13 protein-coding genes are annotated in these 16347 nt (G+C 59.3%); 8 read left to right on the top strand and 5 right to left on the bottom strand.

Annotated features, from left to right (window positions below; all coding sequences use genetic code 11):
• Positions 1-47: 47 nt before the first annotated feature.
• From MLC70_RS12780 to smrA, 5 genes are all read right to left on the bottom strand, one after another.
• Positions 48-1016, bottom strand: a complete 969-nt coding sequence (locus MLC70_RS12780) for an XdhC family protein (RefSeq protein ID WP_248184318.1) — start codon at positions 1014-1016, stop codon at positions 48-50.
• A gap of 23 nt (positions 1017-1039) precedes the next feature.
• The gene (locus MLC70_RS12775; RefSeq protein WP_248184317.1) at positions 1040-3247 is read right to left on the bottom strand and encodes a xanthine dehydrogenase family protein molybdopterin-binding subunit; all 2208 of its coding nucleotides are present in this window, start codon (positions 3245-3247) and stop codon (positions 1040-1042) included.
• Position 3248: 1 nt separating this feature from the next.
• The gene (locus tag MLC70_RS12770) at positions 3249-3737 is read right to left on the bottom strand and encodes a (2Fe-2S)-binding protein (RefSeq protein WP_248184315.1); all 489 of its coding nucleotides are present in this window, start codon (positions 3735-3737) and stop codon (positions 3249-3251) included.
• 87 nt (positions 3738-3824) lie between these two features.
• Positions 3825-4019, bottom strand: coding sequence for a hypothetical protein (locus tag MLC70_RS12765; RefSeq protein WP_248184311.1), 195 nt, complete (start codon positions 4017-4019; stop codon positions 3825-3827).
• Between the two features lie 67 nt (positions 4020-4086).
• Positions 4087-4668, bottom strand: coding sequence for a DNA endonuclease SmrA (gene smrA / locus MLC70_RS12760; RefSeq protein WP_248184309.1), 582 nt, complete (start codon positions 4666-4668; stop codon positions 4087-4089).
• 159 nt (positions 4669-4827) lie between these two features.
• Between smrA and MLC70_RS12755 the strand changes: the two genes are divergently transcribed.
• From MLC70_RS12755 to MLC70_RS12720, 8 genes are all read left to right on the top strand, one after another.
• The gene (locus MLC70_RS12755) at positions 4828-6744 is read left to right on the top strand and encodes a putative nucleotidyltransferase substrate binding domain-containing protein (protein ID WP_248184307.1); all 1917 of its coding nucleotides are present in this window, start codon (positions 4828-4830) and stop codon (positions 6742-6744) included.
• A gap of 17 nt (positions 6745-6761) precedes the next feature.
• Positions 6762-7469, top strand: coding sequence for a 3'-5' exonuclease (locus tag MLC70_RS12750; protein WP_248184306.1), 708 nt, complete (start codon positions 6762-6764; stop codon positions 7467-7469).
• Positions 7470-7674: 205 nt separating this feature from the next.
• Positions 7675-7938, top strand: coding sequence for a DUF4212 domain-containing protein (locus tag MLC70_RS12745; RefSeq protein WP_248184304.1), 264 nt, complete (start codon positions 7675-7677; stop codon positions 7936-7938).
• Positions 7939-7944: 6 nt separating this feature from the next.
• Positions 7945-9711, top strand: coding sequence for a sodium:solute symporter family protein (locus MLC70_RS12740; protein ID WP_248184303.1), 1767 nt, complete (start codon positions 7945-7947; stop codon positions 9709-9711).
• Positions 9712-9806: 95 nt separating this feature from the next.
• On the top strand, positions 9807-10310 hold the full coding sequence (locus tag MLC70_RS12735; protein ID WP_248184300.1) for a hypothetical protein: 504 nt from the start codon (positions 9807-9809) through the stop codon (positions 10308-10310).
• A 51-nt stretch (positions 10311-10361) separates the two neighbouring features.
• On the top strand, positions 10362-13880 hold the full coding sequence (locus tag MLC70_RS12730) for a hybrid sensor histidine kinase/response regulator (protein ID WP_248184298.1): 3519 nt from the start codon (positions 10362-10364) through the stop codon (positions 13878-13880).
• Positions 13877-15523, top strand: a complete 1647-nt coding sequence (locus MLC70_RS12725) for a tetratricopeptide repeat-containing response regulator (protein ID WP_248184295.1) — start codon at positions 13877-13879, stop codon at positions 15521-15523. Before MLC70_RS12730 ends, MLC70_RS12725 begins: the two co-directional genes overlap by 4 nt.
• Positions 15520-16230 (top strand): sensor histidine kinase, encoded by a 711-nt coding sequence (locus MLC70_RS12720; RefSeq protein ID WP_248184293.1) that lies wholly within the window; start codon positions 15520-15522, stop codon positions 16228-16230. Before MLC70_RS12725 ends, MLC70_RS12720 begins: the two co-directional genes overlap by 4 nt.
• The last annotated feature ends 117 nt before the right edge of the window (positions 16231-16347 follow it).

Raw genomic sequence — 16347 nt, 5'->3', positions numbered from 1 at the left:
CCGGATTCAGGCCACCTTCCGGGATAAGGGCGGCGGATAATGGGGCATTATAAAGACGGAGGCGCCGCCCGCAAACGGTGGCGTGCGACAATCAGATCGGCAACGATCGAGATGGCAATTTCTGCCGGCGTTTTACTGGGGATATTGACGCCAATGGGCGCATGCAGGCGCGCCAGATCGGCCGGCGAAACGCCGAGTGACAAGAGCCGCTCCCGCCGGTCACGGGAGGTCTTTGCCGAACCCATGGCGCCCACATAGAAGGCCTCCGACCCGAGCGCCGCCAGCAACCCCATGTCATCAATACGGGGATCGTGGGCCAGCGCCAGTATACCCACGGCGGGATCGTTGAACGATGCCACCACCAGATCGTCCGGTAACTCCCGGACCAATGGAATGTGCGGATAGCTCCAACCATCCGCGAACGTGGCTCTCGGCTCACACAGGGTGACGCTGAAGTCGGCGGCCGTGGCAAAATCGTGCACGTGGTGCGCAACCTCACCGGCCCCGATCAGGAGCAAGCGGCATTCCGGCGCCAGGTAATGGGTGACCATCTCCGGCGCGTTTTCCACACCCCGCCGATGGTGTGCGCAAATGCCAACAGTCATTGCGCCCGACGTCAGGCACACCTGCCGATACACCGCCTCCCGGAGGGACATCGCGCGTTCAAGCTCGCGCACATGCCCGATGGCGCGATGAGGAACCAGTGGTTCAACCAGCAGATGTATCTGTCCACCGCATGGCAACTGAAAGCGGTTCCGGTCGCCCTCAGTGATGCCGTATTTCAGCAACTGGGGGAATTCCGGACGATCCTGCACGCACCGGCGCAACAGGTCTTCCTCAAGGCAGCCACCGGAAACTGATCCGGACCAGTCGCCACTCTCGCTGACTGCCAACCAGGAACCCACCGGCCTTGGCGAGGAGCCCCAGGTTCGGGTAATGGTGCACAGCCAACCGGTTTTGCCCTGCTCCAGCCAGCCGGAAACGTCCGCCAGAACTTGCCGGTGCGCACTGATCATCCGCCGACCTGCCCGCTCGACACTCAACCCACCTCGGCGTTCAGAGGTAACGCGCGCTGCCGCTTGCCGGTCAGTGCGAACAGAGCGTTACCCAGCGCCGGAAACACCGGTGGCACGCCCGGCTCTCCGATCCCGGTCGGCGCCTCGCTGCTCTCGGCAATGTTTACCAGCACTTCCGGCCGCTCGTAGTTGCGCATGAGCATATAGTCGTGGAAATTACTCTGCTGGACCTCGCCGTCCACCAGGGTTATCTCACCGTGCAGGGCGGCCGTCAAACCAAAGATGATGCCTCCTTCGATCTGGTCACGCACAATCTCCGGATTCACCACCTGCCCGCAGTCCACCGCACACCAGACCTTGTGGACAACGATATTGCCGTGCTCGATACTGGCCTCAATGATCTGTGCCACGAAGGTGCCGAAACTCTGGAACAGCGCCAAACCCCGCGCCCGACCTGACGGCGCACCGCCTTGCCAGTCCGCCATGGCGGCCACCTTGTCGAGTACTGCCAGGTGGCGCGGCTGGTTGCGAATCAGGCCCCGCCGGAATTCGTAGGGGTCAGCGCCGGTTTCGTGAGCCAGTTCGTCCATGAAGGTTTCCGCCGCAAAACCGTTATGGGAATACCCCACCGAACGCCACCAGGTAATGGGCACGCCCGGATCGGTGTGGGTGTGACGAACCTCGACATTAGCGATGTCGTAGGGGTAATCGATGGCACCCTCAATGGCGGAAATGTCCTTTGGTGTGGCGATCCCCTCAGCCAGCAGGCCGACCTTTCCGAGGGTGTTGTAGAGGAATTTCGGCGACCACGGGTATTGCGCCGGCGCCGCGTTGCGAACGTACCAGTCCAGAACCTGGGGGCCAACCACCTGATGGTGCCAGCCGGTGACCGTTTTGCCGGAGACGCTGGCCTTCATGCGATGGAGCATGGCCGGACGGAACAGGTCATGGCGGGTATCCTCCTCCCGCGACCAGATCACCTTTACTGGCTTCCGGATCCGGTAGGCCACCGCGGCGGCTTCCTCAATATAGTCCTGGGTCAACCGGCGGCCAAAGCCGCCACCCAGAAAGGTGGTGTTAATGGTTACGTCACCCGGTGACAGGTCACTGACCCGGGCAGCAGCGATGCGGCCGAGATCCGGTGCCTGAGTCGGCGCCCAGACTTCCATGGCATTGTCGCGGTACCAGGCCGTCGCGTTCATGGGCTCCAGGGTGGCATGGGCAAGGTAGGGCTGCTCATAGCTTGCCTCGACTACCCGCTCTGCGTTTTCCGCCGCCTCACTGAAACTGCCATCGCTGCGCTCACGCTCTCCGGCATCCTCGTCCGCAGCATGGTGGTAAAGGGCAAACACATCAGCGGTGGAAAGGGTCACGGCGTCGTCGTTGTTCCATTCAACGATCAGTTGCTGTTGCGCCTTGCGGGCCAGCCAGTACTTGCTGGCCACAATCGCCACGCCGCGCTCGATCTCGATCACGCTCAGAACCCCGGGCATGGTCTCGATGTCGGCGCCATTGAACGACTTCACCCTGGCGCCGTAACGGGGTGGACGGGTGACCACAGCGTAGACCATGCCGGGTAACTCAACGTCGATGCCGTATTCCGCCGTACCGGTGGATTTGGCGGTGGCGTCCAGGCGACCACGATTCTTTCCGATATAACGCCATTGATCGCGGGGCTTGAGGGCCACGTCATGGCGCACCTCTTCACTGGCCGCCAGTTTTACCAGCTTGCCGTAGGGTAAGGCATCAGCCCCGTTCGGATGCCGCACCTGCCCTTCAAAAGCCGTGCACTCACGATGATTGACGCCCCAGACCCGCGCCGCCGCCAGGATCAGCATTTCCCTGGCTTCCGCGCCCGCCTGACGCAACGGTTCCCAACTGGTGGCGAGGCTGGTGCTGCCACCGGTAAGCTGGAGTTTATACAGGGGATTGCGGTATTCCGCCGCTACCGGGGCGAAGGTCGGTGTAATCGAGGCCGGGTCAACTTCCAGCTCCTCGGCAATCAGGGTGGTCAGACCGGTGTAGGTGCCCTGCCCCATTTCCACCCGGGCAAGGGTGAAGTACACCGCGCCGCCGGTAGTCAGTTCCAGCCAGGCATCGGGCCGCCAGCTGCCGTCTTCCTCTTCGTAACCGGTTTCGATACTGGCGCAACCCGGCAGCGACAACGCCAGCACCAGGCTACCGGAGGAGCCGGCACTGACCTTGAGAAAATCCCGTCGATTCATTCTCATGTCACGCCCCTTCCTGCCGGTTGGCGGCGGAGGTGCTGCCGTCCACGACAGATTCCACAGCGGCAATAATCCGCGAATAGGTGCCGCACCGGCACAGGTTGCCGCTCAACGCAGCGACGATGTCCTCACGCGCGGGCGACGGATTGTGCTCCAGCAGGTGCGCCGCGCTCATGATCTGCCCGGATTGACAGTAGCCGCACTGCGGCACCCCATGCTCCACCCAGGCCTTCTGCAGCGGATGCAACTTCGTCTCGGTGCCCAAGCCTTCAATGGTGGTCACCGACTTGTCCTGAGCCACCTCCACCGGGGTCGAACAGGACCGCACGGGCTGACCGTCCAGATGAACGGTGCAAGCGCCACACAGCCCCGCTCCGCAACCGAATTTGGTGCCCTTGAGACCGAGCTCGTCCCGAATCACCCACAGCAGGGGCGTGTCCAGGTCCACCTCAAGGGTGCGTCGTTCACCGTTCACCGTCAGGCTCAGGGCCATTACTGTTTCCTCTCAGAGATTGGGCAGGGCGCCTCATCTTTCCGGGCGCCCTGGTTTATCGTCGCGCTGGCCGCTCGCCTGCGTGCATTACTTGACGACGTCATTACCGTCTTTGTCGGTCCAGATCTTGCGGTCACCCTTGTCCAGTTCGCCCCGGGTATTCCACACTTCGCGATTCTCGGTGGCATCATCTACTTTGCCATTGTCGTTCCAGATCACCCGATCCTTACAACCGACCAATGCCAGGGATAGGCACGCGAGTAGACACAGTTTCTTGAACATAAAATCTCCAACGTCCGGCGGCGCCGGAATCAGTGAATCTAAAAGAATGAATTATCTGACGCAAAACTCAACGGCTTCCGTGTAACTCACGGTTATGCTGCTTGTCGCGATCGCTTTTTCGCACCATGACATACACCGCCCCCGTGCCGCCATGGTGCTTTTGGGCCGAATGGAAGGCAAGCACGCCGTCCAGCTCTGGCAACCACTTCGCCAAATGGCTTTTCAACTGGGCGATGCCGTCTGGATTGCGTTCACCTTTACCGTGCAGGATGATCACCGTGCGCAGCCCATAGCGAATGCAATCGTTTATATACGCAAACACTTCCCTGCGAGCCTCTTCGACTGTCATGCGGTGCAGATCCAGCCGGGCTTCGATGGGGTATTGGCCCAGTCGCAGCTTGCGGAAAACCCCGTGCTGGACACCGGGACGTTGCCAGCTCAGGATGTCGTGGGCTGTCAGGGGCTCGACCATATCCGCCGTCAGAGGATTGTTGTCCTTGAGCGGCTGCTCCACCGCGGCCCGCTGACGCTCCAGATGACCGGGCGTCAATTCTTTCGGCACGCGGGTTTCTGCGCGATTGGGCTTGCGGATGCGCCGGACATCCTTCATTTCTTCCAGAAAGCTCAATCGCTCTTCTTTGGTCGTCATGGCAATGTCGTTCAGCGTAGGAGGTGACGAAACTTTACCATCAGGCCCGTTGCGTATAAAGGCAGAGATGGCAGGTCGTCTTCGACGAAAATCTTAGGGTTACATCGCCACGAAGTGGTCTACACTCGGGGGGCGATCACAAGTAAACTGGACAAAACTATGGTTGCCGCATCCCAGGACACGCCACGCCCCCAGAATACTCGCGCAATCATGACCTTCCTGCGCGAGCATGCGCCGTTCTCAAGCATGGACGACACCCACCTCGCCCACTTCGCTGAGCACGCCTCGCTGCGGTTCTATGCCAATGATGACGCGGTGTTGTCGCCAGAGGACGGTCCGGTCAGACGCTTCTACATCGTCAAGCAGGGGCGGATCCGTGGTGAACGCCACAATGAAAAGGACGATAAAACCGAAACCACCTTTGAAATCAGTCAGGGCGAGTGTTTTCCGCTCGCGGCACTGATCGGTGAGCGCCCCACCCGCACGCTCCACCGGGCGGCAGGCGATACCTTCTGCCTGAGTATCGAGCACGACGCCTTTGTCACCCTGTTTTCTGATAGCGATTCGTTCCGCGATTTTTGTCTGCGGGGCGTCAGCAGTCTGCTGGACCAGGTCAATCAGCGGATTCAATCCGGCGCTATGGCCTCCATGGGCTCCAGTAACTCTCTGGACACGCCGCTGGAGCGGTACGCGCTCCGGAACCCCATTGTGTGCTCTACGGATCTGCCAGTGCGCAAGGCCGTCGCCCGCATGCACGAGAACAACGTAGGCAGCATTATTGTCACCGATGATGAACGCCATCCCATCGGTATTTTCACCCTCCGCGACCTGCGCACCATGGTGGCGGAAGAAAAAGGCCCGCTGGACACCCCGATCGGGCAGGTGATGACCCGGGACCCAATATGCCTGACCTCCCACTCTGACGCGTTCGAGGCGGCAATGCTGATGGCGGAGCACCACTTCGCCCACCTTTGTGTGGTAGATGAGAATCACCGCCTGATCGGTGTTGTCTCGGAGCGGGACCTGTTCTCCCTGCAACGGGTGGATCTGGTGAACCTGGCCCGCACCATCGGCACCGCCAGCCATCTGAGAACGCTGGTGAGCCTGCGCACCGATGTGTCCCGACTGGTGGACGCCATGCTCGCTCATGGCGCCGATTCCGGCCAGGTGGTGAAGATCATCACTACTCTTAACGACGTGACTGTCCGGCGCGTTCTCGAACTCAACATCAAAAAGCATGACCCGGGCATTCCATTCACCTGGCTGACGTTTGGCAGCGAGGGCCGGCAAGAGCAAACCCTGCTGACCGATCAGGACAACGGCATTCTGTTCGAGACACCGGAGGGCATGACCGAAGATCAGGTCCGCGAAAAGCTCCTGCCCTTCGCGGAACAGGTGAACAAGGAGTTGGCCGAGTGCGGTTTCACCCTGTGCAAGGGCAACATCATGGCCAGCAACCCCAAGCTGTGCCTGAGCGGTAAAGAGTGGGACGACTGGTTTATCCGTTTCATCGATGCCTCGACCCCCCAGAATCTGGTCTATTCATCGATTTTTCTGGACATGCGGGCCGTATTCGGCCCCATGGAGCCTCTTGACGCGCTGTTTGACAAGGTGCTGACCCGAATTCGTAAAAACCCGCTGTTCCAGAAAATGCTCGCCGGCAACGCCATTACCCGCCGGCCGCCACTCACCATGTTCCGCAACTTCCGTTACGCGCCCGACGGCAAGAAACGCAACCTCGATCTCAAACGCCAGGGGCTGGCGCCCTTCGTGGAGGCGGTCCGCGTCTTCGCACTGGCGAATGGGGTGGAAGAAGCCAACACCCTGGAGCGCATGGACCGCCTGGCCACCAAAGAAGTATTCGATCCCAAGGATGCCAATGCCTGGAAAGAGGCGTACAGCCTGATCCAGGCCATCCGCATGCGGGCGCATCAGGAAATGCTGGAGCGCGGTGAGCCGCTATCCAACTACATCAACCCCGATGACCTGAACCCCCTGGACCGGAGGATTCTTCGCGAGTCATTCCGCCAGGCACAACGTCTCCAGCAGAAGCTGGAAGTGACGTACCAGCTGTGAATCACGGGCGTGGCAACATGTTGGAACATATCCGGCAATGGTTCGAGCGTCGCAGGGTGGGAGGCGCCGGCGCACTCGACCCGGCACACTTGCCCACCCCGAAGTCTGCGGGGCCCCAGGCATTGTCGGAATGTCGCCTGATCGTGCTGGATCTCGAAACCACCGGCCTCAATCCGTCCAAGGACCAGGTTATCGCCATTGGCGCAGTGGCCATCAGCGGCAACGTGATCCCTCTGGGGGACCAGTTTGATCTTATCCTGCGCCGACCCGAACTGGATATCAGCGAAACCGTGCTGATCCATGGCATCGGCCCGGAAGCACTGACACGGGGCCACGAAACCGAGGATGCCCTGCTCTATCTGCTGGACTGGATGGACGGCGACCCGGTGCTGGCCTATCACTCTGCTTTCGACCAAAAGTTCCTGGAAAAGACCTTCAAACAAGTACTCGGGTACACCCAGAGGCACACCTGGATCGATGTTGCTGAGCTGCTTCCGGCCTTTTTCCCGGAGGCCCGGACCGGCGGACATAGCCTTGACCACTGGGCAGACCGTTTTGGTCTGGAAGTCAGCGCTCGTCACCACGCCGCAGCGGATGCCATGGTCACCGCAGAGCTGACGCTGGTGACATTGAACAAGGCCCACAAAACCGGCGTCTCAACCCTCGCCGAATTGACCGAAAAACTTCGCTATTACCGCCGCCTGAAAAACATGCATCGAATCTGAGCCTCGAAGACCCGCCTGAAAACGTAATTTCTTCGGCAAATGACTGAGAATTAGACTTTTTGCCAATATCTATAAATCCCTTGACCGGTAAAGTCGAAGTAGTCAACAAGTCGGAGAAACACCTATATGAATAATAAATTCTCTAACGGTTACTGCTCTCCAGAACCCTACCCAACCTATACAACAACAACACAGGAGTGATCTTATGTCAGGTCATAGCTACGACGCTGAAAATTACTGGAAGGCGAACCTCCGCCTCATATTCGGGAGTCTCGTTATCTGGGCTCTGGCTTCCTATGGTTTTGCCATACTGCTTCGCCCGTTGTTGTCCGGCATTGCCATCGGCGGAACCGACCTTGGCTTCTGGTTCGCCCAGCAAGGCTCGATTCTTACCTTCATCGCTCTGATTTTCTTCTACGCCTGGCGCATGAACAAAATCGACGAGAAATTCGGCGTACACGAGGAGTAAGATCAAATGAGCCAATTTGCAATCAACCTGCTGTTCGTGGGGGGGTCCTTCCTCCTCTATATCGGCATTGCCATCTGGGCAAAGGCCGGTAGTACCAAGGATTTCTATGTCGCCGGTGGCGGCGTTCACCCGGTGACCAACGGTATGGCCATCGGTGCTGACTGGATGTCTGCGGCATCTTTCATCTCCATGGCGGGTCTGATCGCCGCCGGCGGTTACGCCAATTCCACGTTCCTGATGGGCTGGACGGGCGGCTACGTGCTGCTGGCAATGCTGCTGGCTCCTTACCTGCGCAAGTTCGGCAAGTTCACGGTGCCGGAGTTTATCGGTGACCGTTTCTACAGCAAACAGGCCCGCCTGGTTGCGGTGCTGTGTCTGATCGTCGCCTCGGTCACTTACGTTATCGGCCAGATGGCCGGTGCGGGTGTGGCCTTCTCACGCTTCCTGGAGGTTGAGTCCACTACCGGCCTGATGATTGCCGCCGTTGTGGTCTTCATCTATGCCGTTCTGGGCGGCATGAAGGGCATCACCTACACTCAGGTGGCCCAGTACTGCGTTCTGATTGTTGCCTACACGATCCCTGCGGTCTTTATTTCGCTGCAACTCACCGGCAACCCGATTCCGCCGCTGGGTCTGTTCTCTACGCACATTGAATCGGGCCTGCCCCTTCTCGAGCGTCTTGACCAGGTCATCACCGAACTGGGCTTCCGGGATTACACGGCCGACGTGGACAACAAGCTGAACATGGTTCTGTTCACCCTATCGCTGATGATCGGTACCGCCGGTCTGCCCCACGTCATCATCCGCTTCTTCACCGTGCCGAAAGTCACTGACGCGCGCTGGTCTGCCGGTTGGGCCCTGGTATTCATCGCCCTGCTGTACCTGACTGCGCCGGCTGTTGCCTCCATGGCCCGCCTGAACCTGATGACCACCATCTATCCGGAAGGCCCCGCGGCTGAGCCGATTGAATACGATAATCGTCCGGAGTGGATCGCTACCTGGGAGCAGACCGGGCTGATCACCTATGAGGACAAGAACAGCGACGGTCGTATCCAGCTGTACAACGATTCCGAGGCCTTTGCTCCGGAAGCGGAAAGCCGCGGTTGGGCCGGCAACGAGCTGGTGGTCAACAACGACATACTCGTACTGGCCAACCCGGAAATTGCCAACCTGCCCGGCTGGGTTATCGGTCTGATCGCTGCGGGTGGACTCGCCGCGGCACTGTCCACCGCCGCAGGTCTGTTGCTGGCAATTTCCTCGGCGGTGAGTCACGACCTGATAAAGGGCTCCATCAATCCGAAGATAACGGAGAAAGGTGAGCTGAAAGCGGCCCGTATCTCGATGGCGGTTGCCATTGTGGTTGCGACGTACCTGGGCGCCAACCCACCAGGCTTTGCGGCTCAGGTGGTAGCGCTGGCCTTCGGCATTGCTGCGGCCTCCCTCTTCCCGGCGCTGATGATGGGCATCTTCTCGAAGCGCGTGAACAACAAGGGCGCGGTTGCCGGTATGCTGGCGGGCCTGAGTGCAACCCTGGTTTACATCTTCATCTACCTGGGCTGGTTCTTCATCCCCGAGACCAACAACCTGGCCAACACACCGGACAACTGGCTGTTGGGCATTTCCCCGCTCTCCTTCGGTGCAGTTGGTGCAGTGATCAACTTTGCGGTAGCCTTTGCAGTCTCTTACGCGACTGAAGAACCGCCCGTTGAAATTCAGGAGCTGGTCGAAAGCGTCCGTTACCCGCGTGGTGCCGGTTCTGCCCAAGACCACTAAGCAACAAATCAACCGCTTCCAGTCTTTGGCTGACGGTTGATCCCGAACGGGCTTCCTCTGTGAGGGAGCCCGTTCTTTTTTGAGGAAACCCGATTATGTTCTGGACTTTTGTAGCGACCATTTTCTCCGGATTGGGCGCCGCGGGCCTGGCCCTTGGCATCCGCGCCCTCACCCGCAAGAAAGCGCCCAAGTGGATTATCCCGGTATTTGCCGGAGCGGGCATGCTGGGTTATCTGGTGTACATGGAGTACAACTGGTTTGAGCACAAGCAAACCATGCTTCCCGGGGAAGCAATGGTCGTAAGCACAGAAAAATACGGCGCGCCCTGGCGCCCCTGGACCTATGTGGTTCCTCAGGTGACCGCTTTCACGGTGCTGGACACCGAGAGCGTTGCCCGGGACAACCCCGGTAAGAACGTAGTACGGTTCAATCTTTACCGGTTTGAGCAGTCTTATACCGATGCCGTCTCCCACAAGATGTATCTGCTCAACTGCGATACCCGTGAGCTTGTTCCTTTCGACCGGAGTAACCAGCCCGACCTGAATGAGCTGCGCACCTTGTCCGGCGGAGACAGGCTGTTGGGGGCCGCTTGTAACTGACCCGGTGTTTCGGGTCTGACAGCAATTTTCGTTTAACGGGAACGCCTGTATATGCTCAGTGGCTGGCTGTTAGTTCTCATATCCATCACTTACATCTCGCTGCTGTTCGCCATTGCCTGGGCGGGCGATCGCCACCCGGGCCTCTATCGCCGACGCTGGGCGCGCACCCATATCTACGCCCTGTCACTGGCAGTCTATTTTACCTCCTGGACCTTCTATGGCGCGGTTGGCCGTGCCACTCAGGAAGGGCTGGGCTTCCTGCCGATCTACCTCGGTCCCCTGCTGGTTTTCGTGTTTGGCGCGCCTCTGTTGCGCCGGATCATCTACATCAGCAAGCGCAACAACAGCACTTCCATCGCGGACTTCATCGCATCGCGCTACGGTAAGTCCCAGATTCTGGCGGCCATGATCGCCACCTTTGCGCTGATTGGCAGCGTGCCCTATATCGCTCTGCAGCTGAAAGCCATCTCCATGGGCTTCAACGTGCTCTCGGACACCGGCAACGGTTACCAGGAACTGAGTACGGCGGCCTGGAACGATTCCGCCTGGTACATCACTCTGGTGCTGGCCGTGTTCACTGTGCTGTTTGGCACCCGCCACCTGGAATCCACCGAGCATCACCGCGGGATGATCCAGGCCGTAGCGTTCGAGTCGCTGATCAAGATTGTCGCCTTTGTTGCCGTGGGTCTGTTCGTCGGATTCGGTCTGTTCGGGGGCTTTGGCGACCTGCTGGCCAACGTTCGCGAGGCCGACCTCACCGGCACCCTGACCACCGATGGACTCGAGGCGCCGGCGTTCATTACCCAGACGCTGGTGGCGATGCTCGCCATCATCTGCCTGCCCCGCCAGTTCCATGTCATGGTGGTGGAAAACACCGATCACCGGGATTTCGAAACGGCCCGGTGGGCCATGCCGATTTATCTGATCATCGCCAGCGCCTTTGTGCTTCCCATCGCGGCGGCCGGCCTGCTCTACCCGGAAGCCGCCAGTACTGACCCGGACATACTCATTCTCAAACTGCCGATCCTCGCGGGCGAAGAGTGGCTGGCGATCCTGGCCTTTCTCGGTGGCGGGTCGGCAGCCGCAGCCATGGTGATTGTCTGCTCGGTGGCCATCGCCACCATGGTCAGTAACGAAATCATCATGCCTGCGCTGCTCAAATTCTTCCGCCCGCGCATGAACAAACGGACCGATCTCAGCTACCTGCTGCTCAGCATTCGGCGGGTTGCAATTTTCGTGGTGCTGCTCACGTCCTACGGCTTCTACCGCATGGCGGGCGCGGACTACAGCCTGACGGCCTTTGGCCTGCTGTCGTTTGCGGCGGCGGCCCAGTTCGGACCGGCACTGGTGGGTGGCATTATCTGGCGGCGGGGCAATTTCACCGGCGCCGCCTGGGGCCTTGGTCTGGGCTTCCTGATGTGGTGCTACACGCTGCTGCTGCCAGCGCTGGCTTCAACCGGTTGGCTGACCGAATCGCTGATCGACAAGGGCGTGTGGGGGCTGGCGTGGACCCGGCCGACAGCACTTTTCGGCCTCGAACTTGATCGCACCAGCCACGGCATTGTCTGGAGCCTGGGCATCAATACCGTAACCTACATCGTGCTCTCCATGCTGACACGGCAACGGGTGCGGGAAAAAATCCAGATTGCATCGTTCTTCCATGACCCCCAGCCCAAGGCGGAAACGCCGCAGCACCAGACCTGGCAGGGAGAAATTCTGACTTCAGACCTGCAGGCGCTGACCGACCGTTTCATGGGCGAGGAGCGTTCGGAAACCCTCTTCCGCAACTACGAGCGCCGCAACGCGATTCGTCTGCATCCTCAGCGACCCGCTTCCTCCCACCTGATGAAATACATCGAGCGGCAACTCGCGTCGGTGATCGGTGCGTCAACGGCCCGTGTCGTGCTGGAGTCCACCCTCACCGGACGGGACATGCAGATCGAGGACGTGGTCAGCATTGTCGATGAAGCCTCCCAGGCAATGACCTTCAGCCGGGAGCTGCTGCAGTCGGCCATCGAAAACATCAGCCTCGGCGTGTCGGTGGTCAATCACCAGCAGCAACTCGTGGTCTGGAACCACCGCTACCTGGAGCTCTTCAACTACCCCACCGGTTATGTGCGCGTGGGGCGCCCGGTCGAAGATCTGATGCGGTATAACCTGACCAACGCCAACCTGTCAGCACGGCGGATCGACGAGATCATTGTCGACCGCTGCAACAGCATGCGCGACGGGCGCCCCATGTCCTATGAGCGCCAGCGCCCCGACGGCACCGTGCTGCGGATTGACGGCAGCCCGATCCCGGGCGGCGGCTACGCCACGACGTTTCAGGACATCACGGCCATGAGACGTACCGAGCAGGCCCTGAAAGAGACCAATATCTACCTGGAGCAACGGGTCAAGGAGCGCACTCAGGAGCTCCAGGTCATTAACGAACAGATGCTGAAAGCCAAGTCCGTCGCGGAGCAGGCCAACCAGAGCAAAACCCGCTTCCTGGCGTCTGCGAGCCACGACCTGTTGCAGCCCCTGAACGCCGCCAGGCTGTTCACTTCCGCGCTGGCCGGCAAGGCCGGTGACGGGGACATGAAAGACCTTGTCGAACATATCGACAGCTCCCTCGGCGCGGCGGAAGAGATCATCAGCACTCTGCTGGACATCTCGAAACTCGACGCGGGGGCGCTGGAACCCGATATTGGCGCGTTTCCGGTCAATGACATCATGCGCCACCTGGCAACTGATTTTTCAGCGATCGCCAAGGATCAGGGCCTCGAGTTGCACGTAGTGCCGAGCACTGTCTGGATCCGTTCGGACGCCAAGCTCCTGCGCCGGGTGGTGCAGAATTTCCTGTCCAATGCCATCCGCTATACACCGGAAGGCAAGATTCTTCTGGGCTGTCGCAGACTGAAGGGCTACATCCGTATTGAGGTGTGGGACACCGGGCCGGGCATCCCCGATGACCAGCTCGCCCACATATTCGAGGAGTTCCGGCGCTTCCAGCATGGCCGGGACAAGAAAGGCCTCGGCCTCGGCCTTGCGATCGTGGACCGGATCAGTGGCATGCTCAACCACCCGGTCAATGTTCACTCCGTGCAGGGCCGCGGCAGTGCCTTCAGTATCACCGTGCCGACGGCTGCCCCGGAAGCTACACAAATGGTAGCGAACAGAACCCAGAGCCAGTCACGCCGGGTTTCCAGTCTGGGCGGTCTTCACGTGCTCTGTATCGACAACGACCCTGCTATTCTCCATGGAATGGCGGCGCTGCTGGGCAACTGGCAGTGTGATGTCACCGCAGCGGAGAGCCTGGAGGACGCTCGCCTGAAGCTGAACGGCGAGGAACCCGACATCATTCTGGCTGACTATCAGCTTGACGACAACAAGAATGGTCTCGACGCCATGGATACCCTCAGAGTTGGATTCAGCAATGATATATCGGGCATACTGATTACTGGCTACATGGCTCCTGAGGTCAGGGAAGACGCCATTTCACGGGGTTATCAGATTCTCTACAAACCGGTGAAACCTGCGGCACTGCGGGCGCTGGTTAACAAGCTGCTGAAACAGAAGCGCCCATGACCGATACAGCAAGAACCACCGGCGGAAATATTTTCGGAAAGCTCCATTATCTGATCATCGATGACTTCGAGAACTTCCGCCTGTCGATGCGGCAAATGCTAAGAAGCTGTGGCGCCGACAAGATTGAACTGGTCTCTCATGCCGCACCGGCCATTCAATATTGTGCCTATAACCACGTGGATGTGGTGCTGTGTGACTACAACCTCGGGGAAGGCAAGAACGGCCAGCACATTCTTGAAGAATTACGACATAAGAAGCTGCTGAAAAGGTCCTCGCTGTTCCTGATGGTCACGGCGGAAACCTCAAGAGAAATGGTGATGGGCGCCAGGGAATACCAGCCCGACGCCTATCTGACCAAGCCCATCAACCGTGCCATGCTGGAGAAACGCCTGGCTGGCCTAATCAGCCAGCGCAGTGCACTGCTTCCCATCAACCGGGAGATTGACCGCGAAAACTATCCGCAGGCCATCGCCCTGTGCCTGGAAGCCTTACCGAGGCAACCCCGTTACAGGACCTGGCTGATGAAAACCCTGGCCGATCTTTACTACCAGGTCGGGGACTTCAGCCATGCACTTAAGATCTACGACGAGGTCATGGGGCAGCGTGATCTGTCCTGGGCCAGACTGGGGCGTGGCAAAATCCTGCTCGCGACGCAAAATTACGATGACGCCGTCGCCGCACTCAAAGAACTGATCAGCAAGCACCCGGATTATATGGAAGCCTACGATCTTCTGGCGGAGGGCCTTGAACGCCTGGGCCGCCTCACGCAGGCGCAACAGGTTCTTGAAAAGGCAGCCGAGCATTCACCCAACGCCCTCCTACGCCATCGCCAGCTTGCCCGGCTTGCCACCGCCAATCAGGACATGTCCACGGCCTCGGATGCGTGGCGGCAGACCGTGGTACTTGGGACCCACTCCATACACGACAGCCCCGACCATTATCTGGCGTTGGGTCAGTCGCTTTCCGACCTGTCGGATGGCGATCTCAGTGATGAGGGTTCCGAGCACGCTGACGAAGCCCTGAAGGTGCTCTCGCGCCTGGAAAAACGCTTTCCGGATGACGAGTCGGCGCTGGTGGTCCGGAGCAGACTGATTCAATCACGGGTACATGCGGGACAGGAGCGCATTCAGGAGGCCGAAAAAGCTCTCGATTCCGTCAAGGAATCGCTTTCCGATCCAGACAAAATGGACCCGGATACCGGAATCGACTTCGCCAAAACCCTGTTCCGGCTTGGGCGAGACGACCAGGCCAAATCCCTGCTTGCGAAACTGGCACAACGTTTCGACGATCAGCCCGAGGTTCTGCAAAGGATTGAAAACCTGCTGGATGAACCGGTTGGTTTCCGCCAGAAACTTCAGGCGAGGGCTTGCAACCGGGATGGTATCAAGGCGTTCGAATCAGGAGACCTTCAGGCCGCCGTCTGCGAGTTTACCGAAGCCCTCAAGGTTGTGCCCGGCCATGCCGCCCTAAACCTCAACCTGGTCCAGGTGCTGATGAAGCAATACCACGATGGCCAGGCTGATCCGCAACTCCTTGTTCAGTGCCAGCAGTGCCTGGATCGGCTTGGCAGCCTACCGGAGCAGCACCGTCAGCACCGCCGCTACGTTGCCTTGTCCAGAAAACTGAAAGGAATGACAACATGAACTCTACGCCAGCCAGTGATGAGCGGTCCAGGGACAACTCCATCGACTTTTCCATGGTTCTTGCCTCGGCAGTCCATGATATGAAGAACTCGCTGGGCATGTTGCTCAACTCCATTGATGAGCTCCGTGCGGATCACCAAGCCAGTCTGGGCGAGTCATCACGATTTAACACGTTGCAATACGAAGCGGAACGCATGCACAACGATCTGGTGCAACTGCTGGGCATATACCGTCTCGGAGAGAATAACCTCTCGGCCCACATCGAGGAGCACTTTGTACCGGACTTTCTCGCGGAGCACGTTGCACGTCATACCCCTTTGCTCCAGGGCCTGGGCATTGAATACGCCGTTGAAGCAGAAGACATGAATGGTTTTTTTGATGATGACCTGCTGACCGGGGTACTGAACAACACCATCAACAACGCCATCCGATATACCCGAAGTCGTATCCTGCTGACTGCCTGTGAGCGGGACGGCTACCTTGTTATTGGCGTTGAAGACGATGGCCAGGGCTACCCTGAGAGCATGCAGCATACCGGCACCCCCAACTTCAAATCACTGGATTTCAACAGCGGTAGTACCAGCCTCGGGCTGTTTTTTGCGTCATCGGTCGCGCGCCTGCACAGCGAGGGTGAGCGTGGTGGCAGCATCCACCTGCACAATGACGGGCGCCTGGGTGGCGGGGTGTTCGAAATCTGGCTGCCATAACGGTGAATCCGTAACCGCATCAAAAGACGCACCGAAGTTCAGGCAATAAAAAACCCCAGCATCAAGGATGCTGGGGTTTGGGTATTAAGAGCCTGACGATGACCTACTCTCACATGG

This window comes from Marinobacter goseongensis (genome assembly GCF_023156235.1).
Lineage (GTDB): Bacteria > Pseudomonadota > Gammaproteobacteria > Pseudomonadales > Oleiphilaceae > Marinobacter > Marinobacter goseongensis.
The sequence above is the reverse complement of the archived record's forward strand: the minus strand, read 5'-3'. Positions and strand labels throughout refer to the sequence as shown.